The organism is Brevundimonas sp. BR2-1, assembly GCF_037626195.1.
Lineage (GTDB): Bacteria > Pseudomonadota > Alphaproteobacteria > Caulobacterales > Caulobacteraceae > Brevundimonas.
In genome coordinates this window covers 1-21356 of sequence record NZ_JARKMV010000001.1, presented here as the reverse complement: position 1 = coordinate 21356, position 21356 = coordinate 1, and the positions used below count along the sequence as shown (strand labels likewise).

The 21356-nt window shown below is 67.7% G+C and carries 20 protein-coding genes, 1 tRNA gene and 1 pseudogene; 17 read left to right on the top strand and 5 right to left on the bottom strand.

What is annotated here, in order from left to right:
* Nucleotides 1–331 precede the first annotated feature (331 nt).
* The 3 genes from BrevBR_RS00110 to BrevBR_RS00100 all read left to right on the top strand — a co-directional run bounded on the left by BrevBR_RS00110 (nucleotide 332) and on the right by BrevBR_RS00100 (nucleotide 6424).
* Nucleotides 332–1126, top strand: coding sequence for an AraC family transcriptional regulator (locus BrevBR_RS00110; RefSeq protein ID WP_332639601.1), 795 nt, complete (start codon nucleotides 332–334; stop codon nucleotides 1124–1126).
* 208 nt (nucleotides 1127–1334) lie between these two features.
* On the top strand, nucleotides 1335–3464 hold the full coding sequence (locus BrevBR_RS00105) for a winged helix-turn-helix domain-containing protein (RefSeq protein ID WP_339999570.1): 2130 nt from the start codon (nucleotides 1335–1337) through the stop codon (nucleotides 3462–3464).
* A 116-nt stretch (nucleotides 3465–3580) separates the two neighbouring features.
* Entirely contained in the window at nucleotides 3581–6424 is a 2844-nt protein-coding gene (locus BrevBR_RS00100) for a M16 family metallopeptidase (RefSeq protein ID WP_339999569.1), read from the top strand.
* A gap of 238 nt (nucleotides 6425–6662) precedes the next feature.
* Here BrevBR_RS00100 and BrevBR_RS00095 read toward each other — a convergent pair whose 3' ends face one another.
* The 4 genes from BrevBR_RS00095 to BrevBR_RS00080 all read right to left on the bottom strand — a co-directional run bounded on the left by BrevBR_RS00095 (nucleotide 6663) and on the right by BrevBR_RS00080 (nucleotide 8469).
* Entirely contained in the window at nucleotides 6663–7271 is a 609-nt protein-coding gene (locus BrevBR_RS00095; protein WP_339999568.1) for a DNA-3-methyladenine glycosylase I, read from the bottom strand.
* Nucleotides 7272–7274: 3 nt separating this feature from the next.
* Nucleotides 7275–7559, bottom strand: a complete 285-nt coding sequence (locus BrevBR_RS00090) for a YciI family protein (protein ID WP_339999567.1) — start codon at nucleotides 7557–7559, stop codon at nucleotides 7275–7277.
* Nucleotides 7560–7569: 10 nt separating this feature from the next.
* Nucleotides 7570–8169: a TetR/AcrR family transcriptional regulator gene (locus BrevBR_RS00085; protein WP_339999566.1), complete on the bottom strand. Its 600-nt coding sequence runs from the start codon at nucleotides 8167–8169 to the stop codon at nucleotides 7570–7572.
* Nucleotides 8170–8379: 210 nt separating this feature from the next.
* Nucleotides 8380–8469 (bottom strand) — tRNA-Ser (locus BrevBR_RS00080).
* Between the two features lie 96 nt (nucleotides 8470–8565).
* On the opposite strand from BrevBR_RS00080, the gene BrevBR_RS00075 reads away from it, so the two are divergent.
* From BrevBR_RS00075 to BrevBR_RS00050, 6 genes are read left to right on the top strand one after another with little or no spacing between them, the layout of a single operon-like run.
* Entirely contained in the window at nucleotides 8566–9363 is a 798-nt protein-coding gene (locus tag BrevBR_RS00075; RefSeq protein WP_339999565.1) for a septal ring lytic transglycosylase RlpA family protein, read from the top strand.
* Nucleotides 9364–9400: 37 nt separating this feature from the next.
* Entirely contained in the window at nucleotides 9401–10027 is a 627-nt protein-coding gene (gene tmk, locus BrevBR_RS00070; RefSeq protein WP_332639605.1) for a dTMP kinase, read from the top strand.
* On the top strand, nucleotides 10024–11001 hold the full coding sequence (locus BrevBR_RS00065; RefSeq protein WP_339999564.1) for a DNA polymerase III subunit delta': 978 nt from the start codon (nucleotides 10024–10026) through the stop codon (nucleotides 10999–11001). The genes tmk and BrevBR_RS00065 overlap by 4 nt, the downstream gene beginning before the upstream one ends.
* On the top strand, nucleotides 11001–11789 hold the full coding sequence (locus BrevBR_RS00060; RefSeq protein ID WP_339999563.1) for a TatD family hydrolase: 789 nt from the start codon (nucleotides 11001–11003) through the stop codon (nucleotides 11787–11789). The genes BrevBR_RS00065 and BrevBR_RS00060 overlap by 1 nt, the downstream gene beginning before the upstream one ends.
* Nucleotides 11786–12607: an MBL fold metallo-hydrolase gene (locus BrevBR_RS00055; RefSeq protein ID WP_339999562.1), complete on the top strand. Its 822-nt coding sequence runs from the start codon at nucleotides 11786–11788 to the stop codon at nucleotides 12605–12607. Before BrevBR_RS00060 ends, BrevBR_RS00055 begins: the two co-directional genes overlap by 4 nt.
* Nucleotides 12604–13680, top strand: a complete 1077-nt coding sequence (locus BrevBR_RS00050) for an alpha/beta fold hydrolase (RefSeq protein WP_339999561.1) — start codon at nucleotides 12604–12606, stop codon at nucleotides 13678–13680. The genes BrevBR_RS00055 and BrevBR_RS00050 overlap by 4 nt, the downstream gene beginning before the upstream one ends.
* Here BrevBR_RS00050 and hemB read toward each other — a convergent pair.
* Nucleotides 13677–14681 (bottom strand): porphobilinogen synthase, encoded by a 1005-nt coding sequence (gene hemB / locus BrevBR_RS00045; RefSeq protein WP_339999560.1) that lies wholly within the window; start codon nucleotides 14679–14681, stop codon nucleotides 13677–13679. The genes BrevBR_RS00050 and hemB overlap by 4 nt on opposite strands.
* A 384-nt stretch (nucleotides 14682–15065) precedes the next feature.
* On the opposite strand from hemB, the gene BrevBR_RS00040 reads away from it, so the two are divergent.
* The 8 genes and pseudogenes from BrevBR_RS00040 to BrevBR_RS00005 form a co-directional block, all read left to right on the top strand.
* Nucleotides 15066–16205: an isobutyryl-CoA dehydrogenase gene (locus tag BrevBR_RS00040; RefSeq protein ID WP_332639611.1), complete on the top strand. Its 1140-nt coding sequence runs from the start codon at nucleotides 15066–15068 to the stop codon at nucleotides 16203–16205.
* Nucleotides 16202–16516 (top strand): DUF6968 family protein, encoded by a 315-nt coding sequence (locus BrevBR_RS00035; protein ID WP_332639612.1) that lies wholly within the window; start codon nucleotides 16202–16204, stop codon nucleotides 16514–16516. The genes BrevBR_RS00040 and BrevBR_RS00035 overlap by 4 nt, the downstream gene beginning before the upstream one ends.
* Nucleotides 16517–16561: 45 nt before the next feature.
* Nucleotides 16562–17275, top strand: a complete 714-nt coding sequence (locus BrevBR_RS00030) for a hypothetical protein (RefSeq protein WP_339999559.1) — start codon at nucleotides 16562–16564, stop codon at nucleotides 17273–17275.
* Nucleotides 17276–17313: 38 nt separating this feature from the next.
* Nucleotides 17314–18363, top strand: coding sequence for an enoyl-CoA hydratase/isomerase family protein (locus tag BrevBR_RS00025; protein ID WP_339999558.1), 1050 nt, complete (start codon nucleotides 17314–17316; stop codon nucleotides 18361–18363).
* Between the two features lie 59 nt (nucleotides 18364–18422).
* Nucleotides 18423–19196, top strand: a complete 774-nt coding sequence (locus BrevBR_RS00020; RefSeq protein WP_339999557.1) for a class I SAM-dependent methyltransferase — start codon at nucleotides 18423–18425, stop codon at nucleotides 19194–19196.
* Nucleotides 19197–19260: 64 nt separating this feature from the next.
* Nucleotides 19261–20022 carry a class I SAM-dependent methyltransferase gene (locus BrevBR_RS00015; RefSeq protein WP_339999556.1) on the top strand — a complete coding sequence of 254 codons (762 nt, stop codon included), beginning with the start codon at nucleotides 19261–19263 and terminating at the stop codon, nucleotides 20020–20022.
* Entirely contained in the window at nucleotides 19919–21007 is a 1089-nt protein-coding gene (mmsB, locus tag BrevBR_RS00010) for a 3-hydroxyisobutyrate dehydrogenase (protein WP_340000745.1), read from the top strand. The genes BrevBR_RS00015 and mmsB overlap by 104 nt, the downstream gene beginning before the upstream one ends.
* 147 nt (nucleotides 21008–21154) lie before the next feature.
* Nucleotides 21155–21356, top strand: a pseudogene (locus BrevBR_RS00005) (5-aminolevulinate synthase); the annotation flags it as partial.

Genomic DNA, 21356 nt, shown 5'->3' with positions numbered 1-21356 from the left:
CAGGCGCCTGGGGCCGGATATCCGAAGCGGCCGGGTCAGAGGCTCCGTCCGGCAGGCCCCATCAGCGCGTCATCGGTTTTTGCTCGGCAATCATCGCCTTGCGCGCCTTGTGGGCGGCGAGGCCCCCCGAGCACGCTGTGGTCCGGGTCGGCGGTCGTTTCGCAGCCGACGATGGATGCGGAAAGTCATTATGGACAACCATGCGCGACAGCGCCTTCCTGAAGCGCGGACGGGCCCGGGCGAGGCGGTCTCTTCCCTTGGGCGGGGTTCGCTCGGCGGCCCGCTGGAGGGTTGGCGCGACACCGGGCGCAGCGGACGGGGCGCCCGGGCCATGACAGTCTCGGGCGTCACCGATCTGGCCGCCGTCCCGGAACACGTCCTGTGCATCCATCTGGGTCGCCCGACGGTGGTGAACTGCCGTCTCGACGATCTGATTCAGAAGGGGCGGCGGCAGGTGAGGGGCGACATGGACATCGTCCCCCAGGGGTCGAGCATTTCCTGGGAGACGCAAGAGGACACATCGCTTCTGCTGCTGCAGGTGAGCCCGCTGGCGCTGGCCAGCGCCGCGGCGCAGCTGGGTCTCGATCCCTGTCACGCCGTTCTGGCCGCGCACCTGCAGGTGCGCGACACGCCGCTTGAACGCATTCTGATGGCGATCGAGTCCACCCTTCTGGCCGGCGGCCCGATCGATCCGCTGTTGTTCGACACCCTGAGCCTGGCCGCGACGGTGCGGTTGCTTCAAAGGTTCGCGGACGCGCCCCCGCCGCGCCCGCTGCAGGCGCTCGCGCCCCGCAAGCTGCGCCGCGTGCTCGAACATATCGAGGCGCATCTGGGCGAGCGGTTGAGCGTCGCCCGCTTGGCCGAGGTCGCCGGGGCCAGCCCGTCCCATTTCGCCGCCCTGTTCCGTCGTTCAACCGGTGAAAGCGTGCATCAGTACGTGCTCGGCCGTCGCGTCGAGCGGGCCAGAACCCTGCTGATGGTCGATGGCGTCAGCATAAGCCAGACCGCCCTGGAAGCCGGCTTCGCGCATCAGAGCCATATGGCCTCGTGCCTGAAGCGGGCCTTTGGCCTGACGCCGAGGGAGCTGGCGAAGCTGGGCGATGACGCGATCAAGGTCAGACCGTGATCACCCGGATTCCAGCGTCAGTCGGAGGCGGGCGCGGCGGCCGGGCCAGACCGGGTCAGGCCCGGCACTTTCGTGCGGATTTCGCGGACGTTGAACACGATCCGACTGCGATCCCGGACGGGGGCTTCAAGCGAGGGCCGGGGGCGGTTCTTTTCCGTTGCCGTAACCGGACGCGCGGGTGTTAATTCAGTACAAGTCGGGCAAATCGATGAGCGTTTCCTACCTCCCCACGGCCGCACCGGTCGACCTGTTCAACGAAGCCGATTTCCGGTTGGGCGCGTTTCACGCGCGGCCGGGCGTCCGGGAAATCCAGCTTGACCTTCACGTCGAGCGGCTGGAGCCGCGGGTATTTCAGGTGCTCATTGTTCTGGCCCGCTCGCGTAACCGCACCATCAGCCGGGATGCGCTGATCGCCCTCTGCTGGGACGGTCGCTTCGTCAGCGACGACGCGCTCAACCGGACGATCGGAAAACTCCGGCAGGTGTTCGCCCGCGACCCTTCGGGGTCCGTGACGATCGAGACCGTGCCGCGGCTGGGCTATCAGTTGCGCGTCCACGAACCCGACGGAGAAACCGGGGCCCTTGCCGCCCCGCGCGTGGCCGGACGAACCATGGCTCCCCCGCTTCGGCATCGTCCCTACTGGGCGATCGGCCTGTTCGGCCTTCTGCTGGCCGCGCTGGTCGGCGGGACGGCGGCCTACCTCCAGGTCGATCCGCGGCCGGCGAATCCGGATACCGGGATTCGGGTCATCACCACGGACATCGGCGTCGAGGCTCATCCCGCCCTGGCCCCCTCGGGCTCCATGATCGTCTACACGGCAGCAGCGAGCGTGCGCGACGCCATGCACCTGTATCTGCGAACCATCGAGGGGCCGGTCGAGCAACTTACATCGGGGGACGCCTCGGATACGGCGCCGACCTGGTCGCCCGACGGACAGCGGATCGCATTTGTTCGCGCCTTGCCCGCGGGAGGCTGTGAGATCATGACCATGGCGCTGCCTCGAGGGGCGGCGCGAACCGTTGCGACGTGCAGCCTGCCCAGGGGCGCATCCCTCGCCTGGCTCGATAACCAGACCCTCCTGCTCTCGGACCGCTCCGGAGCGTCGGGTCCGCTGGCCCTCTTCCGCGTGGATGTGGAGACGGGAGCAAGACGTCAGATCACGAACCCCCCGTCCGGCAATGTCGGAGACCAGATACCCGCAGTCAGCCCCGATGGCCGAAGGGTCGCGTTCCGACGGACATCGATACCGGGCGTTTCAGAGATCTTTGTCGCGAACCTGGAAGGGGGAGAGGCCCGTCAGTTCACTCGTGACCATTCAACGATCCTGGGTGTCGCCTGGGCCGTGGACGGCAGGCATTTGTACATATCGACGACGCGCGGCGGAGACTTCGGTCTGTGGCGGTACGACGCCTCCGGGGCGGGCCATCCAGAACGGATGGTGACAGGGCTCAGGCGAATCGGGCGGCTGTCAGCCGATCGCGAGGGGCGGGTGGCGTTCGAGGCGTTCGACGTCCGTTCGGAGATCGTGCGCGTTACGGGCGACGCCCGGGCGCCGACGACCGCCTCCAGCGGTGAATCGGCCTATCCGCACCTGTCGCCGGATGGAAAATCTCTTCTGTTCTCGTCGGATCGTAGCGGTGAGCCGGCCATTTGGGTCATGGGCGTTGAAGCCGGGTCCTCGCCGCCCAACCGCCTGATCTCGCGCGATTACGACTATGTCGCCTGGCCCCGCTGGTCTCCCTCCGGCAGGCAGATCGCCTTCGTCGCCACCAAAGGGAGCCGGTCGGAGCTCAATGTCGCCGCCGCTGACGGCGGACGAATCCGGACAGCGTTCGAAACGGCGGACACGCTGTGGAGCCCCCAATGGATTTCCGAAGATACGGTGGTCCTGGCGATCAATCGTTCGGGGATCTGGAGGCTCTGGAAAATCCGGGTAACCGACGGTCAGGCGGCCCCGGCGTCTCCGCCGGGGTGGGACTCGGTCCGGGTCGGGTCGGATGGGCAACTGTACGGCACGCGGTTCGCCGCCGACGGCGTCTGGCGCGTGCCTGCCAACGGAGCGGAGGCGCCGACGCTCATCGCGCCGCTGGCCCCGATCGAGTGGCGAAACTGGGAAATCAATGGCGATGAGGTCATCACCGTCCGGCGGAGCGAGACGGGGATCGATCTGGTGGCGACGCCGCTCTCCGGGGGAGCGGCCAGAGTGGTCGGAAAGCCAGCCGGCGTTGCGGGCCTTTCCGGCCTGACCGGCGATGCGGTGCATGGTTTCTATCTGACCCGCGGCGAGACGAACGAGTCGGACATCGTCGTGCTCGACACCGCCCGGCGGCGCAACTGAACACGACGGGCGTGCGCCGGCCGATCTGAGCGACGCTACAGTCACGTTTGACGAAGGCCGCGGGGGGATGCCCTATGCCGCTCCCGTCCTTGGCCTGAATCATTCGAAAGTCGTCCATGCGCGCTCGTCTCGTCTCTCTCGCGGCCCTCCTTGCGGTTGTCGCGCCGTCCATGACCGTCGTCGGTCCCGCCGCCGCCCAGACCGCGGCAGTCGCCGGCGTGAACCAGGCGCCGGACCTTCCCGCCGCGCCGGTCGCCGACCTTGTGTCCCGCGTCAACATTCCATGGTCGCGCTTTGTGCTGGACAACGGCCTGACGGTGATCGTGCACGAGGACCGCAAGGCGCCCGTCGTGGCGGTATCGGTCTGGTACAATGTCGGCTCCAAGGACGAGCCGGCGGGGTCGACCGGCTTCGCCCACCTGTTTGAGCACCTGATGTTCGGCGGCTCGGAGAACGCGCCGGGAAGCTACCTGGGGCGTATGCGCAATCTCGGGCCATCGAACCTGAACGGCACCACCTGGTTCGACCGCACCAACTATTTCCAGACCGTCCCGACCCCCGCGCTGGAACAGGCCCTGTTCCTCGAAAGCGACCGCATGGGCTATCTGCTGGGCGAAGTCGGCCAAGAGGTGCTCGACCTTCAGCGCGGTGTTGTCCAGAACGAGAAGCGCCAGGGCGACAACCAGCCGTACGGGCTGTTCGAATACGCCCAGCTGGAAGCGCTCTTCCCCGAAGGCCACCCCTACCGTCACGCGACCATCGGCTCGATGGCCGACCTGGACGCCGCCAGCCTGGAGACGGTGCGCAACTGGTTCCGCGAGAACTACGGCCCGAACAACGCCATTGTCGTCCTGTCGGGCGATATCGACGAGACGACGGCCCGGCCGCTGATGGAACGTTACTTCGGCGGCATCCCGCGCGGCCCCGTGAATACGCCGGCCGAGGCTGAAGTGCCGACCCTCGCCGCACCGGTCGTGGCGACCATGCATGACCGGGTGGCCAACACCCGCCTGACCCGCAGCTGGGCCGTGCCCGGCCTGCTGAGCGACGACGCCGTGCCGCTGTCGGTCGCGGCTTCGGTGCTGGGCGGCCTTGCTTCGTCCCGCCTGGACAATCAGCTGGTTCGCGGCGAGCAGACGGCCGTGGCGGTGACGTCGGCGCTGTCTGACTTCCACCGCATCGGCATCTTCGACATCTCGGTCGACGTGAAGCCGGGGCAGGACGCCGCCGAGGTTGGACGTCGTCTGGACGCCATCGTCGCCGACTTCATCGCCCGCGGCCCGACCGAGGAAGAGGTCGCCCGCGTCGCCACTCGTTACGTCTCCGGCCGTATCCAGAGCCTTGAGCAGGTCAACGGCAAGGCCAATGTCCTCGCCGAGGGCCAGCTCTATGCGGGCGATCCGGACCACTACAGGAAGGAACTGGCCGAGTACGCCTCGGTCACGCCCGCCCAGGTCACCGCCGCCATGCAGCGCTGGCTTACCCGTCCGGTGTTCGACATGACCATCGCTCCCGGGGAACGGGAAGCCTATGCGGAGGCCGCCGCCTCTCCGTCGGGCGCCGCTCCGGTTCCGGCCGCCGAAATCCAGCGCGTCGCCCGCGATCCAATGCCCGCTATCGGCCAGGTGCCGGATCTGCAGTTCCCGGCCGTCGAGCGTGCGACCCTGTCGAACGGGATCAAGGTGGTCTACGCCCAGGTCGACACCGTTCCGGTCACCCGCGTGGCGGTCGAGTTCGATGCGGGTTACGCCGCCGACCGCGCCGACCGCCTCGGCGCCCAGGCCATGATGCTCGACCTGCTTGACGAGGGGACCACGACCCGCGACGCCAACCAGCTGGCCGAGGAAGAAGAGCGCCTGGGCGCCTCGGTGAGCGTCAGCGCCTCGATGGATCGGACCGCGGCCGAGCTGGCGACCGTGACCGCCAATCTGACGCCGGGCCTGACCCTTCTGTCGGACGTGGTGCGGAACCCGGCTTTCGCGCCGGCCGAGATCGAGCGCATCCGCGCTGCGCGTCTGTCCGGGCTGGCCAGTGAGCGCACCAACCCCGGGGCTATCGCCGCCCGCGCCCTGCCGCCGCTGATCTACGGAGAGGCCAGCCCCTACGGTCGGTCCTTCACCGGTTCGGGTGACGAGGCGACCATCAGCGCCCTGACCCGCGCCGATCTGGTCGCAACCCATGAGGCCTGGGTTCGTCCGGACAATGCGACCATCTTCATCGTCTCCGACCTGCCGCTGGCGCAGGTCACGCCGCAGCTGGAGGCCGCGTTCGGCGACTGGCGCGCTCCGTCCGCGGCCAAGGGGACCAAGGACTTCGCGGCCGCCGTTCCGGCCACGACCAGCCGTATCGTCCTGATCGACCGGCCGCAGTCGCCGCAGTCGTTGATCTACGGCGGAGCAGTCCTTCCCGTTTCCGGGACCGACGACCTGCTGGCGCTGAATGCGGCCAACGCGACCCTCGGATCGGATTTCCTGTCGCGGATCAACTCGGACCTGCGTGAAACCAAGGGCTGGTCCTATGGCGTGCGGGGGAACGCCAACATGCTCGAACACCGGGTGCCCTATATCGTCAACGCGCCGGTCCAGGCGAACCGCACCGGCGAGTCCATCGCCGCCCTGATCGCCCAATACGATCGCTTCCTGCAGACCGACGGCGTTACGCCACAGGAGCTGGAGCGGACGATCAACGGCAACACCCGATCGCTGGCTGGCGGTTTCGAGACCTCAGGCCAGATCCTCGGCGCCCTGCGATCCAACGCCCTGTACGGTCGCCCGGACGATTACCAGACCACGCTTGCCAGTCGCACCAGGGCCCTGACCGCGGCTCAGCTGGACGCCGCCGCCCGCGAAGTCATCCACCCGGAGGGCTTCGTCTGGGTGGTCGTAGGCGACGCCTCGGTGGTGAAGCCCCAACTCGAAACCCTGGGTCTCCCGATCGAGGTGCGGCCGACGACTCAGTGAGGCGCACCGAGCATGGTGCGGGTAGAGGCGCGCCGTCCGCGGCGCGCCTCTTTCGTTCGGCGCGCATGCAGAGGTGGCGGGCACGCTCGATGAAGGTGAGCACTAAACAATCGTGATAAAGTTCTGATCCTGAAGAATATTATTTAATCTGTACGGCAATCGACGGTCTTCGGCGGCGTTTGCCTGGCCAGCGGCGGTGATATCGGATGCTTGGCGAGCATCTATCCACTTTCTGGAGCTATCTCGGCAACGGGAAGGTCTTTCTGGCGTTGGCCGCCTGCTCCCGAACGACGCATCCCTCGGCATGATCGTTGATGAGTCCCATGGCCTGCATGAAAGCGTAAACCGTCGTCGGGCCGACGAAGGACCAGCCCCGCTTCTTCAGATCTTTCGACAGCGCAATGGAGGACGATGAGGTTGATACGGTCTGTGGTGCGGCCAGTTCCTCCGGCCCCGGTTCGAAGCGCCAGACATAAGCGGCGAGCGATCCCTCCTGCCTGACCAACTCCTGCGCTCGCGCAGCATTGTTGATGACAGCGACGATCTTGCCGCGATGACGAACGATGCCTTCGTCCTTCAATAACCGTTCCACATCGGCATCAGTGAAGTCGGCGATCCGGTTGAAATCGAAACTGCGGAACGCGGTACGGAAGTTTTCTCGCTTCGCAAGGATGGTGCGCCAACTCAAGCCCGACTGAAATCCTTCGAGGCACAGCTTCTCGAACAGGCGACGGTCATCATCGACGGGAAAACCCCATTCTGTGTCGTGATAAGCTAGGAATTCGGGCGCGGCCGCGCACCAGCGGCAACGCGGGCGTCCGTCCGGCCCGAGGAACGTCGCGCTCATCACTCAGCCTTTCAGAAAGGCGAGCCGTTCGTCGGTACGGCCCGGTGTGATGGGGAGGATTTCAGCGCTGACGATCCCCTCGGCGACGAAGGGGTCATCCTGCACACGAGCCGCGATCTCTTCAGGGGACGTATTGTGCGCGAGGATCGCACCTCCTGCACTCGGCTGAAGGCTGCCGGTCAGCAGGAAAACGCCGTCGTCGAATCCGCGTTTGATCCAGGCGTTGTGCCCATCCATGAACAGGGGCGCCCTGGACTTGTCAGCAAAGCGAAGGGTGATGACGAACATGGTCACTCCATCAGGCAGGTTGGCGGACATTGGAGGGTGAACCGACCGGGCATTGGGCAAGCAGCCAAGCCTCCATGTCCGCGACTTCGCGGCGGATGAACGCCTCGTCCCGGAAGGCCGTGGCGAGCGTCGCGATGCCTTGGCTGCCGATCAGAACGTGGAGGGCCAGCGCATCGGCATCCGCTTCGCGCCCGAGGCTGGTGAACTGCCGGCGGAGCCAGTCGCGGAACAAGGTGAACAGACCGGTCGCGTCGTCCTTCGCCAGGTGATCCAGCTTCGCCAGCTCGTTGCAGAGCGTGCCGACCGGGCAGCCATAGGCCATGATCTTGGCCCGGTTCGTGATGAGGATGTGGACGAAGTTGCGGATGCAGTCTGTGGGGGAAGCCGCATCGTGCTCCCAAGCCTCCAGCATGGCGCGGGTATTTGCCATGCGCTGCGCGATCACCGCATCGAGAATCTCGTCCTTGGTCTTGAAGTGGTAGTAGAAATTGCCGCGCGAGAGGCCCACATCCTTGGCGATATCGGCAAACGACGTCGCTTCGAAGCCATGCATGTAGAAGAGCCGGTCGGCGACATCCACGATCTGCTGGCGGGTTTCGCTGGCGCTCATATTTGGCCTCTACGATCATGGCGTAGAAGGCAAAAGCCGCGAAATACGCCGTAGGACACTTGACCTATAAACCGTAGGACAAACGTCCTACGGGGTCAATAGTGAACCATTCGCGCAGGTTGTGACCGGCGTGGTGGAAAGCGTACCGCAGAGGGAAAGCGGCGGTGATCGGCGGTAAATTGTTCGCTGGATTGCAGCGTTTAGCAAAGGTGGCGGACAGGGTGGGATTCGAACCCACGGTAGGCTCTCACCTACGGCGGTTTTCAAGACCGCTGCCTTAAACCACTCGGCCACCTGTCCGTGCCTGTTGAGCGGAATGGCCGCATAGCGCCAAACGTCCCGTTAACCAAAGCGGAAATGTCCAGGGTCATGCTTACAGCCGTCAGGAGCGGGGCGATGGCGGGAAGAATCATCACCAAATGGGTCCGGGGCGCGCTGGCCGTCGGGCTGTTATCTCTTCTGGCCGCATGCGCCGGCGGCGTCCGGCCGGATGTTGGAGGGATTCCGGCGGTCACCGATCCGGCGCCGATCGTCTCGGGAACGATGCGGCCATATCAGATCCGCGGACGCTGGTACCAGCCCGCGGAACAGCCCGGATATGACGAGACAGGCGCGGCCTCCTGGTACGGCGACCAGTTCAACGGCCGTCCGACGGCGACCGGCGAACGGTTCGACATGCATGCTCTGACGGCGGCTCACAAGACGCTGCCGTTGCCCGGCCTTGTGGAAGTCACCAACCTCTCGAATGGCCGGCGGATCGTGGCGAGGGTGAACGATCGCGGACCCTTCGTGGACGGCCGGATCATCGATCTGTCGCGCGGCTCGGCCGAGGCGCTGGGCATGCTGCAGGCCGGCGTAGGCGAGGTTCGGGTCCGGTATCTCGGCCGCGCGCCGCGTCTGGGCGGCGGGACGGCCCTGCAGCACGCCCGGGCCGCGCCGCCTCGGACGACGCCCCCGTCCTACGAGAACGGCGCCTACTGGATTCAGGCCGGCGCTTTTTCGGATCGAAGAGCGGCCCGGCGGGTCGCCGACCGGCTGGGAGAACGCGCCACCGTCGATACGACCCCCGGGGGCGATGCGGCGATGTTCCGCGTGCTGGTGGGGCCCTGGCCTGACGCGAACGCCGCCGAACACGCCCGACAGGCGGTAATCGCGCGCGGATACGCCGACGCCCTGTTGATATCGGCGCGCTGAGGCTTGCGAACCGGGCGGGCGCCGCCATTGTGCGCCGGTGACCAAAGGCAGATTCATTACGTTCGAAGGCGGCGAGGGGACCGGCAAGTCGACCCAGGTCGCGCGGCTGGTCGAGCGCCTTCGCGCGCGTGATCTCGAGGTCGTCCAGACCCGCGAACCCGGAGGGTCTTCGGGGGCGGAAGACATTCGCAACATCGCCCTGAACGGCGACGCCGGACGCTGGTCGCCCATGACCGAGACGATGCTGATGTTCGCCGCGCGCAGCGACCATCTGGAACGGACCATCCGGCCCGCGCTCGAAGCGGGGCGCTGGGTGGTCTGCGACCGGTTCGCCGATTCGAGCCGCGCCTATCAGGGCGTCGGCGGGGGGACGCCGGCGGCGTTCATCGAGGCGCTGGACGCGGCCATCGTAGGCGAGACCCAGCCGGACCTGACCCTGATCTTCGATCTGCCGGTCAGTATCGGCCTGGAGCGCGCCTTTGGACGGGGACTGTTCGAAACGCGCTTCGAATCCAAGGGGCTGGAGTTCCATGAGCGGCTTCGGCGCGGTTTTCTCGACATCGCGGCGCGCCATCCGGAACGCTGCATCGTCATCGACGCCGACGGAGACCAGGACACGGTGGCGGCCCGCGTCTGGGCCGCGGTAGAGGCGCGGCTGCTGTGAGCGACCACCCGCGCGACCGGTTCGACCTGATCCCGGACGCCGCGGCCGAGGCGTCCTTCCTGGACGCCTTCGACAAGGGACGGCTGCATCACGCCTGGCTGCTGTGCGGCGTAGAGGGTTCGGGCAAGGCGACCTTCGCCTACAGGGCCGCGCGACGGCTGCTGGGGGCCGCGCCTGATCCGTCGCGAGGCCTGTTGGGAACGCGGCCGGACGACCCCGTCGCGCGCCTGGTGACAGCCCAGTCCCATCCCGATCTGTTGGTGCTGGAACGCGCCGTGGAGGGGGGCAAGACGAAGAAATCGATCTCGGTCGATCAGGCTCGCGACTTGCCGGAATTCTTCTCCAAGAGCCCGTCTCGGGCCCGCTATCGGGTGGCGATCATCGATGCGGCGGATGACCTGAATTTGAATGCAGCCAACGCCTTGCTGAAGGTTCTTGAAGAGCCGCCGGAGTGCGGCGTGCTGTTTCTGGTGACTCATGCGCCGGGTCGGCTGTTGTCGACGATCCGTTCGCGGTGCCGCCGGCTGGCCTTCCCGGTCTGGCCGCTGCACGCGCTGGAGAATCTGGTCCGCAACCAGACCGGCGTCTCGTCCGGCGAGGCGGTGCGGATCGCGGGGATGGCGGCAGGCTCTCCGGGGCAGGCCCTGGCCCTGGCGTCCGGAGCAACGCTGGAGGCAGACCAACTGGCCCAGGCATGGGTCGCAGCTCCCGCCGTGGACCGCGCGGAAGCCATGGCCGTCGCCGACAGGTTCCGCGGCGCGGAGGGGCAGGAGCGGTTCGAAATCCTGATGGACCGGCTGATCGCCGCCGTGAAGGTGCGGGCGCTGGAGGAGGGGGCGTCCGGCGCCCGCTGGGCCGAGCTGTGGAGCCGCCTTTCGGAGCTGCCTGACCGGACTGCCGCCATCAATCTGGACAGAGGCGACGTTCTGGCCGGAGCGCTGTCCGACCTGCAGCGCACCAAGGCCGGCGCCTGATGCTGATCGACAGCCACGTCAATCTGCACGCGCCCCAGTTCGACGAAGACCGCGACGCCGTCATCGCCCGGGCCCGCGCAGCCGGGGTCGGCCTGATGGTCGAGATTTCCGACAAGCTGTCGACCTTCGAGGCCACGCACGGCCTCGCAATGGCCCACGACGACATCTGGTGCACGGTCGGGGTCCATCCGCATGAGGCGAAGGATTACGCCGATCTGACCGCCGGGCGGTTGACGGAGCTGGCCCGGCGCGATCGGGTGGTGGGGATCGGAGAGTGCGGGCTGGATTTCCACTACGACCTCAGCCCCCGCGACACCCAGGCGGCGGTGTTCCGGCAGCACATCGAGGCCGCGCGGCTGACCGGCCTGCCGCTGGTGGTCCATACGCGGGAGGCCGACGAGGCGATGGCGGCGATCCTGGCCGAGGAACAGGCGGCCGTCCCGTTCAAATTCCTGATGCACTGCTACACCAGTGGTCCGGAACTGGCCGAAAAGGCGGCGGAATTGGGTGCGTGGTTCTCCGTGTCCGGCATCGCGACCTTCAAGGCGGCGGGCGACGTCAGGAATGTCATCCGCGCCATGCCGGCCGACCGCATCATCATCGAGACGGACTGCCCCTATCTGGCGCCCGTGCCTCATCGAGGGCGACGCAATGAGCCGGCTTACGTCGGTCATGTGCTGGACGTCCTGGCCGACATCCGCGGCTGGACGCGGGTGGAGGCCGAAGCCCGGACGACGGACGCCTTCTTCGCCCTGTTTGATCGGATTCCGAGGCCGGAGGGCGCATGACCGGAGAGCTGGAGGTCGTCATCCTGGGCTGCGGTTCGTCGGGCGGCGTGCCGCGCGGTGACGGCGACTGGGGCGCTTGCGATCCGGCCGAGCCGAAAAACTACCGAACCCGCTGTTCGGCCCTGGTGCGGCGTCATGGCCCGGACGGCGTGACCAGTGTGCTGATCGACACCTCGCCGGACCTGCGGGCGCAGATGCTGGCCGCGGAGGTCCGGCATGTCGATGCGGTGCTGTACACCCACGACCATGCCGATCAGGTGCACGGGATCGATGATCTGCGGGTGTTCGCCATGCGGACGCGGCGGCGCATTCCGGCCTGGATGGACGACGCGACGCATAAGGCGCTGACCGGGCGTTTTCCGTATATCTTCAAGAGCCAGGAAGGCTATCCAGCCATACTGGACGAGAGGATCATCCCGCCGCATGGGCAGTCCTGGGCGATCGAAGGCGCGGGCGGTGCGGTTCCGGTCGTCACCTTCGATCAGGCCCATGGTCCGATCCGGTCCGTCGGATATCGCATCGGGCCCGTGGCCTATTCCAGCGACGTGTCCGATCTGGACGAGGGGGCGCTGGACGCCGTGCGGGGTTGTGATCTCTGGATCGTCGACGCCCTGCGCTGGACGCCGCATCCGACCCATGCCCATGTCGAGAAGACGCTGGACTGGATCGCGCGGGCCGGGGTCAGGCGCGCCGTGCTGACCAATCTGCATCTGGATCTGGACTACAACGCCCTCAGGGCCGCCGTGCCCGCCCATGTCGATGTCGCCTTCGACAGCTGGTCGGCGCGGCTGCCGCTGGATGGAGTTTCGACGAAATGAGACGCCTGCTTGCCACTGTCTGCGGCCTCGCCGCCCTGCTTCTGTCATCGGCAGCCCTCGCCCAGCCGGTTCCGGCGGAGGGGGATTTCAGGGCCGCCGATTTCGCCCTCGCCGGCGGGCAGCGGCTCGCTGAACTGCGTATCCACTACCGGACGCTCGGAGAGCCCCGCCGGGGCGCGGACGGCCGGGTCGAGAATGCGGTCCTGCTGCTGCACGGCACCGGCGGGACGGGCGCCCAGTTCCTGTCGCCGCAGTTCGCGGGCGAGCTGTTCGGGCCGGGCCAGCCGCTGGATACGGCGCGCTATTTCATCATCATGCCCGACAACCTCGGTCATGGAGGCTCCACCAAGCCGTCGGACGGGATGAGGGCGCGGTTCCCGGAATACGGCTATGCCGACATGGTCGAGGCGCAGCGGCGGCTGTTGGTCGATGGCCTGGGCGTGGACCGGCTGCGGCTGATCATGGGCACCTCGATGGGCTGTATGCACATCTTCGTCTGGGCCGAGACCCACCCCGATTTCGCCCGGGCCCTGATGCCGATGGCCTGCCAGCCCACGGCCATAGTCGGGCGCAACCGGCTGTGGCGGAGCATGCTCAAGGACGCCATCCGCAGCGATCCGGCCTGGGCCGGCGGCGACTATGCCGCCCAGCCCGTCGAGGGGCTCCGCACGGCCGTCGACCTGCTGCTGCTGGCGGGGTCGGCGCCCATGGCCATGCAGCAGGACCTGCCGACCCCGGCCGCGGTCGATGAGTGGCTGGCGGCCCAGCAGGCGCGGCGCCTTCCGGCGCTGGACGCCAACGACCTGTGGTATCAGGTCAACGCCTCGCACGACTATGATCCCTCGGCCCGGCTGGAGGCGATCTCCGCGCCGGTGACCTGGATCAACTCGGCGGACGACTTCATCAATCCGCCGGAGCTGGGACTGGCCGAGCAGTTCGTCCCCCGGATCGCCGATGTCCGCTATCGGCTGATCCCCAACAGCGCCGGCGGCAAGGGGCACGGCACGCATACCTGGGCGACCTTCTGGAAGGACGACCTGATCGAGCTTCTGGCGCGGTCGGAGCGGCCCTAGGCCCCCAGCAGTTGCGCCGCCTTCGGGGCGAAATAGCTGAGCACGCCGGCGCAGCCTGCGCGCTTGAAGCCGTGGAGGGTTTCGAGGATGGCGCGGTCCTCGTCGAGCCAGCCGTTGGCGATCGAGGCCTGCATCATCGCGTATTCCCCGGACACCTGATAGGCGAATGTCGGAACTTTGAAAGTTTCGACAACCCGTTGAACAATATCGAGATAAGGCATCCCGGGCTTGACCATGACGGCGTCGGCGCCCTCGGCGATGTCCATGGCGACCTCGCGCAGGGCCTCGTCGGAGTTGGCGTAGTCCATCTGGTAGGTCTTCTTGTCGCCGGTCAGCTGTTTCGCCGAACCGACGGCGTCGCGGTAGGGGCCGTAGAAGGCCGAGGCGAATTTGGCCGCGTAGGACAGGATCAGGGTGTCGTGGAAGCCGTTGGCCTCCAGAGCCTCGCGGATGGCCTGGACGCGGCCGTCCATCATGTCGGAGGGGGCGACGATGTCGGCTCCGGCGTGGGCCTGGATGAAGGCCTGTTCGGCGAGGCGTTCCAGGCTGGCGTCGTTGAGGATGCGGCCGTCCTCGACCACGCCGTCGTGGCCGTGGTCGGTGTAGCAGTCCAGGGCGACGTCGGTCATGACGCCGATTCCGGGGGCGGCGTCCTTGATGGCCCTGATGCAGGTCGGGATCAGGCCGTCGGGGTCGGTGGCGCCGGTGCCGACCGCGTCCTTGATGGCGCCGTCGACATTGGGGAACAGGGCGACGGCCGGAATCCCCAGATCGCGGGCCTCGATAGCGGCTTGCGCCGCGGCTTTCGGCGACAGGCGGAAGACGCCGGGCATGGAGGCGACGGGCAGTCGGTCCTCGGCGCCGTCGTGGACGATCAGGGGCCAGATCAGGTCGGCGGGCGTCAGCGTCGTCTCGGCCACGAGCCGGCGAACCCACGGGCTCGAGCGCAGTCGGCGGGGGCGGGCGTAGGGAAAGGCGGCGGGGGCGAACGGCTGGGTCATGCAGGCGTCATAGGCGGCTTGGCGCCCGGGGAAAACAGGGGCGAGCGAATCCTGAAGGCGCCGGTTTGGCGGTATCGGCGGAAAACACGGTCCGGATCGTCCGGATGGTCCGGACAGGGGCTGGTGGAAAGGTGCGGGAATCCCCGTACGGCCCCGCCTTCCAGCTGTGAAACGGCAGCCTTGGCGGTATCGGCGGAAAACATGGTCCGGATGGTCCGGATGGTCCGGACAGGCGCTGGATGAAGAGAGGCTTCGGTCATCCCGACAGGCTTGCACGGCCCTGCGTCAGAATCGGACGCGGGCGCGAGGGTGACGTCGCGCGAGGGGTTGGATAGAAGCACGGCGAGCGGCCCGGCAGAGGCCGCCCACGACCCAGGAGCTTTCATGGACTTCGCCCTCAACGACGACCAGCGCGCCATTCAGGACGCCGCCCGGCAGTTCGCGGAGGCGGAACTGGCCCCGCACAGCGCCGAATGGGACGAGACCAAACATTTCCCCGTCGACGTCATGCGCCACGCGGCCGAGATGGGCTTCTGCGGCATCTACACCGGCGAAGAGCACGGCGGGATGGCGCTGGGCCGCGTCGAGGCGGCGGTGATTTTCGAGGAGCTGTCGCGCGGCGACGTGTCGACGGCGGCCTTCATCAGCATCCACAACATGGCGACGTGGATGATCGACAAGTTCGGGTCCGACGACCTGCGCGGCCGCTATGTGCCGTCGCTGGTGACCATGGAGAAGATCGCCAGCTACTGCCTGACCGAGCCGGGCTCGGGATCGGACGCGGCGGCGATGCGGACGACGGCGACGCGCGACGGCGACGAATGGGTGCTGAACGGCTCCAAGGCCTTCATCTCGGGCGCGGGGACCAGCGACGTCTATGTGGTCATGGCGCGGACGGGGGAGGCGGGACCGAAAGGGATCTCGGCCTTCGTCGTCGATCTGGGCACGCCGGGGCTGAGCTTCGGCGCCCAGGAGAAGAAGATGGGCTGGAACAGCCAGCCCACGGCCATCGTCTCGTTCGACGACTGCCGTATCCCGGTCGCCAATCTGCTGGGCAAGGAGGGCGACGGCTTCCGCTATGCGATGATGGGGCTGGACGGCGGGCGGCTGAACATCGCCGCCTGTTCCCTGGGCGGGGCGCGGCTGGCGCTGGAAACGACGCTGGAATACGTCAACACCCGCAAACAGTTCGGCAAGCCGATCGCCGACTTCCAGAACACCCAGTTCAAACTGGCCGACATGGCGACCCAGCTGGACGCCTGCCGGCTGATGGTGCTGCGCGGGGCCTGGGCGATGGACACCAACCATCCCGAGAAGACCAAATGGTGCGCCATGGCCAAGCGGATGGCGACCGACGTCTGCTTCCAGATCGGCGACGAGGCCCTGCAGCTGCACGGCGGCTACGGCTATCTGAAGGACTATCCGCTGGAGCGGATCGTGCGCGACCTGCGGGTGCACCGGATTCTGGAAGGCACGAACGAGATCATGCGGGTGATCACGGCGCGGGAGATGATGCGGCAGTGACGGACGACGTCGTCTGCGAGCGGAAATTCCACACGACCGTCGATGGCGAGGTCCTGCCGATCCTCGTCCAGTGGATGAAGCCGACCACTGATGGGCTGCACTGGTGTTGCGACTATTCGATCGCCTGGCCGGACCGACCGGTGCGGCGCTTCCATGCGATGGGTGTCGATTCCGCGCAGGCGCTGATCCTCGCTCTCCACATGGTCAGCGCTGAACTGGAGACGGCGTCGTCGCCGGTCCGGTGGTTCGACAACGAGGCAGACCTCGGCTTGCCGGCATTCGAGGCAGAGGGCGACGGCGAACCCGGCTGACACAGCTCCGCTTCCGTGCTGATCTTCGCGGAACGGGAGGATGTCATGTCAAAACTGCTGTGGGTTTCGCTCTTCGCTGTTCTGCTCGCCGCACCCGCGACGGCCCAGGACACCCAGATCGACGAGATCGTCGTCACGGGCTCGCGGGCCATCGAATGGGATCCGGACGACGTGCCGGTGATCCAGCTGGAGCGACGGGCCGACAATCTGGTCGTGGCCGTGCGGGTGGTGAACGACACGCGCGACGCCCCGGGGCGCCGCAACGAGATCACCCAGACGCTGCGGGCCATGGCGCGGGCCGCCGCGGCGCGCCCGGATATCGACCTGTCGATCGAGGACGACGGGACGCTGGTCCCCCTGACAGAGGACATGATCTCGACCCTGACGCTGGGAATGGATCCCGGACGCAGCGACACCAGCGTGGCCAGCCTGGTGGTGAAGACGCCGATCCGGGCCGATGACACGCTGGACGCCGCTTCGGAACGGGTCGAGGCCTTCGTGGAGGGGATCGACGCGGTCGGCCGGTCGCTGGCCGACGTCAGCGGCGACTGGCAGCTGACGGTGATCAGTCCGGGCCAGTACCGCGCGCCGATCCTGGCCGCGATCGCCGCGGACGCCCGCACGACGTCGGCGTCGTTCGGCGAGGGCTATGCGGTCGAGGTCGAGGGGATGTCGAACCGGGTGACCTGGCGTCAGTCGGGTCCGCTCGAACTGTCCCTGTTCATTCCCTACAAGATGACGGTGACGCCCCGCCCTTGAGGCTGGACCGTTCGCGCGGGTCGCCGTACAGCCGCCGCATGAGCGAATCCGAAGTCCTGACCAGCGTCGAATCCGGCGTGGGCCGCATCACCCTGAACCGGCCAAAGGCGCTGCATGCGCTGAACCGCGGCATGTGCGAGGCGATGACCGCCGCCCTGCTGGCGTGGCGTGAGGATGACGCCGTCAAATCGATCCTGATCGACCATTCGGGCGAGCGCGGCTTTTGCGCGGGCGGCGACATCCGGATGATCGCCGAGAGCGGGGCGGGGGATGCGTCGGAGGCCAAGGCCTTCTTCCTCAGCGAATACCGGCTGAACCATCTGATGTTCGAATACCCCAGGCCGATCACCGCCATCGTCGACGGGATCGTCATGGGCGGCGGGGTCGGCATTTCGGAGCCCGCCGAGGTGCGGATCGCCACCGAGCGGACCACCTACGCCATGCCCGAGACGGGCATCGGCCTGTTTCCCGACGTCGGCGGCGGCTGGTTCCTGCCGCGGCTGCCCGGACAGACGGGCGTCTGGCTGGCGCTGACCGGGGCGCGGCTGAAGGCGGCGGATACGGTCTTCCTGGGCATTCACAGCCACTATCTGCCGAGCGACGCGCTGGAGGCGTTCAAGGCCATTCTGGCGGCGGACCCGGCCCATCCGGCGGATGTGGCCGACGGGCTGGAGGCCGATCCGGGCGAGGCGCCGGTGGAGGCGCATCTGGAAGCCATCGACCGGCTGTTCGCCTTCGACACGGTCGAGGCGATCTTCGCGGCGCTGGAGGCCGAGGGTTCGGAATGGGCGCTGGCCCAGCTGGCGATCCTGAAGACCAAGTCGCCGCAGTCGATGAAGGTGACCCTGCGCCAGCTGCGGACCGGGGCGACGCTGGCCACCTTCGCCGACAACATGGCCATGGAGTACCGGCTGGGCGGCCGGGTGGTGCGCAGCCACGACTTCCAGGAGGGGGTGCGCGCGGTCATCGTCGACAAGGACAATACGCCGAACTGGTCGCCCGCCGGGCTGGCGGGCGTGACGGATGCGGTGGTGGAGGCGCTGTTCGCGCCTCTGCCGGCGGACCAGGAATGGTCTCCGCTGCCGTGAGGTCTTGCATCCCTCACGGTTCCGGGGCGTAGCTTGGTGCGGGAACAGGAGGGTTGGTCGTGATCAGGACGTTGGGATTGGTGCTGGCGGCGGCGGCGGCCCTGGGCGGCTGCGCGATGAGCGGAGACGAGGTCGTTGTTTCCAGCAACGACGTGCGGCCGAACCTTGAGGCCGGCTATGCGGCGGCGGTGGCCGACCCGCGGCGCCTGCCCGAGGAGGTCGCGCGCGATCCGCTGCGCAAACCCGCCGAGATGCTGGCCTTCGCTCGGCTGGAGCCGGGCGACGCGGTCGCCGACATCCGCCCTGAAGAGGGCTATTTCACCCGCCTGTTCGCGCCGGCGGTGGGGCCGGCCGGCCATGTCTATGCGGTGGTGCCCAACCAGACGGCGGCGCGGGAGAACGCCTTTGCGGATGCGATGGCCGCCACCTATCCGAATGTCAGCCGGGTGACCGGAGCGCTGGAGGAGATGACCTTCGACCGGCCGCTGGACGTGGTCTTCATGGGGCAGGAGTACCACGACTTCGTCATCCCGCGGTTCAATGTCGATGTCGCGCGGATGAACGCCGCCGTCTATGCGGCCCTGAAGCCGGGCGGGCTGTATGTCATCCTGGATCACCAGTCGGCGCCGGGCGCGGGCACGTCGGTGGTCGGCACCCTGCACCGGATCGAGGCCTCGGCCCTGCGGGCCCAGGTGGAGGCCGCGGGCTTCATCTTCGACGGCGAGAGCACGGCTGTCGCAAATCCGGCGGATGATCACAGCCTGTCGGTGTTCGATCCCGCCATCCGGGGCCGCAGCGACCAGTTCGTCTATCGCTTCCGCAAACCGGGCTGACGGCGGTCACGCCAGGGTCTAGCCTGTCCGTCAGCGCCGCGAGAGCGCGTCAGGAGGATTAGTCATGCGTCGTTCCCTGTTCATGACCGCGGTGGCGGTCATCGCCCTGTCTTCCGCCGGGTGGAGCGCCGCCCCGGCGCCCGACTTCCTTCCCCAAAGCTATGCGGCCGTCCTGGCCAATCCGGTCCGTACGGAAGCCGATCGCGGTCGCGACGAAGCGCGGCATGCGGCCGAGACCCTGGATTTCGCCGGGGTGAAGCCGGGCGAAAAGGTCGCCGACATGATCATCGGCGGCGGCTATTTCACCCGGATCTTCTCGGCGGCCGTGGGGCCCGAGGGCCATGTCACCGCCTGGCAGCCGGAAGAGTTCATCGCCTTCCAGGCCAGCTATGGCGAGGCCCTGACGGCGGCGGACGCCCTGCCGAACGTCGACGGCGTCCGCTCGCCGATCGGCGCGCCGGAGTTTCCGGCCGGGCTGGACCTGGTCTTCACGGCCCAGAACTATCACGACCTGCATCTGCAGCCGTTCCCGGCCGACACGGCGGCGAAGGTCAACGCCGCCGTCTTTGCGGCCCTGAGGCCGGGCGGGCGTTATGTCGTCATCGACCACCATGCCGCCGCCGGATCGGACCTGTCGGCGGCGCACACCCTGCACCGGATCGACATCGAGGCGGTCAAGCGGGAGGCAGCGGCGGCCGGCTTCGTGCTGGACGGCGAGAGCGATCTGCTGGCCAGCGCGGCTGACCCGCGCACGGCCAACGTCTTCGACGGGTCGATCCGGGGCCGCACCAGCCAGTTCATGCTGCGCTTCAAAAAGCCGGGCTGAGCGAAAAACCGGCCGGCTCCGCTGGCGACGGGGCGGGGGACGGGCTAACGCTCCCGAAAATCATTCGGGAGACGACGCCATGACCCTCAAGATCGCCTTCATCGGCCTGGGCAATATGGGCGGAGGCATGGCGGCCAACCAGGCGAAGGCCGGGAACGCCGTCGCCGCCTTCGACCTGTCTCAGGCCGCGCTTGACCGCGCGAAGTCGGCGGGCTGCACGCCGGTCGGATCGGCGGCCGAGGCGGTGAAGGATGCGGACGTGGTCATCACCATGCTGCCCGCAGGCCCGCATGTGCTGAAGGTCTATTCGGAGCAGATCATCGGGGCGGCGCCGACCTCGGCCCTGCTGCTGGACTGCTCGACCATCGACGTGGACACGGCGCGCAAGGTGGCGGGGCTGGCGAAGGCGGCGGGCTACGCCTTCGCTGACGCTCCTGTGTCGGGCGGGACGATGGCGGCGGACGCCGGGACCCTGGCCTTCATGGTCGGCTGCGACGAGCCGGACTTCGCCCGCATCGAGGCGGCGCTGGAGCCGATGAGCCGGGCGACCTTCCGGGCCGGCGACCACGGGGCCGGGCAGGCCGCCAAGATCTGCAACAACATGATCCTGGGCATCACCATGCTGGGCACCTGCGAGGCCATCGGCCTGGCCGAGAAACTGGGGCTGGACCCGGTCAGGATGTTCGACATCGTGGCCAAGTCCTCGGGCCAGAGCTGGTCGGTGACGACCTATTATCCGTGGCCCGGCCCGGTGCCGACGGCGCCGTCGAACCGCAGCTACGAGGGCGGCTTCGCCGCGGCCATGATGCTGAAGGACCTGAAGCTGGCGCAGGACGCGGCGGCCAAGGCGGGGGCCTCGACCCCGCTGGGGGCGCAGACCGAGGCGCTGTTCCAGATGTTCAACGGCCTGGGCTACGGCGGCCGCGACTTCTCGGCCATCCTGCAGATGCTGCGCGGCAGGCTGGACGAACTGCCGAAGGGGTAGGGGCCTTCGCGCCGCTCCGCGGGGTCAGTTTTTGAGAACCGTTATCAATTAAGGGTTTGCGGCGTTTTGTCCGCGTCGATTCATGGACAAATCGTCCCCATCGGCGCATCACGCCGCAAGGTTTTCGCCGCCAGCAGAGCTGTTCGCTTGTACGACTACAAGGCTGCCTTCCAGACTGCCGTGGAGCAGGTCAAGAGCGAGGGGCGCTATCGCGTCTTCGCGGATCTGAAGCGCGTGCGCGGCCAGTTCCCGAAGGCGGTTCGCCGCCGCGAGGACGGCGTCGAGCAGGACGTCGTGGTCTGGTGTTCGAACGACTATCTGGGCATGGGCCAGCACCCGGCGGTGCTTG

Coding starts and splice junctions, on each gene's coding strand:
- BrevBR_RS00110 (WP_332639601.1), top strand. CDS start 332: ATGACAGTCTCGGGCGTCACCGATCTGGCCGCCGTCCCGGAACACGTC.
- BrevBR_RS00105 (WP_339999570.1), top strand. CDS start 1,335: ATGAGCGTTTCCTACCTCCCCACGGCCGCACCGGTCGACCTGTTCAAC.
- BrevBR_RS00100 (WP_339999569.1), top strand. CDS start 3,581: ATGCGCGCTCGTCTCGTCTCTCTCGCGGCCCTCCTTGCGGTTGTCGCG.
- BrevBR_RS00095 (WP_339999568.1), bottom strand. CDS start 7,271: ATGAGCGCGACGTTCCTCGGGCCGGACGGACGCCCGCGTTGCCGCTGG.
- BrevBR_RS00090 (WP_339999567.1), bottom strand. CDS start 7,559: ATGTTCGTCATCACCCTTCGCTTTGCTGACAAGTCCAGGGCGCCCCTG.
- BrevBR_RS00085 (WP_339999566.1), bottom strand. CDS start 8,169: ATGAGCGCCAGCGAAACCCGCCAGCAGATCGTGGATGTCGCCGACCGG.
- BrevBR_RS00075 (WP_339999565.1), top strand. CDS start 8,566: ATGGCGGGAAGAATCATCACCAAATGGGTCCGGGGCGCGCTGGCCGTC.
- BrevBR_RS00060 (WP_339999563.1), top strand. CDS start 11,001: ATGCTGATCGACAGCCACGTCAATCTGCACGCGCCCCAGTTCGACGAA.
- BrevBR_RS00055 (WP_339999562.1), top strand. CDS start 11,786: ATGACCGGAGAGCTGGAGGTCGTCATCCTGGGCTGCGGTTCGTCGGGC.
- BrevBR_RS00050 (WP_339999561.1), top strand. CDS start 12,604: ATGAGACGCCTGCTTGCCACTGTCTGCGGCCTCGCCGCCCTGCTTCTG.
- hemB (WP_339999560.1), bottom strand. CDS start 14,681: ATGACCCAGCCGTTCGCCCCCGCCGCCTTTCCCTACGCCCGCCCCCGC.
- BrevBR_RS00040 (WP_332639611.1), top strand. CDS start 15,066: ATGGACTTCGCCCTCAACGACGACCAGCGCGCCATTCAGGACGCCGCC.
- BrevBR_RS00030 (WP_339999559.1), top strand. CDS start 16,562: ATGTCAAAACTGCTGTGGGTTTCGCTCTTCGCTGTTCTGCTCGCCGCA.
- BrevBR_RS00025 (WP_339999558.1), top strand. CDS start 17,314: ATGAGCGAATCCGAAGTCCTGACCAGCGTCGAATCCGGCGTGGGCCGC.
- BrevBR_RS00015 (WP_339999556.1), top strand. CDS start 19,261: ATGCGTCGTTCCCTGTTCATGACCGCGGTGGCGGTCATCGCCCTGTCT.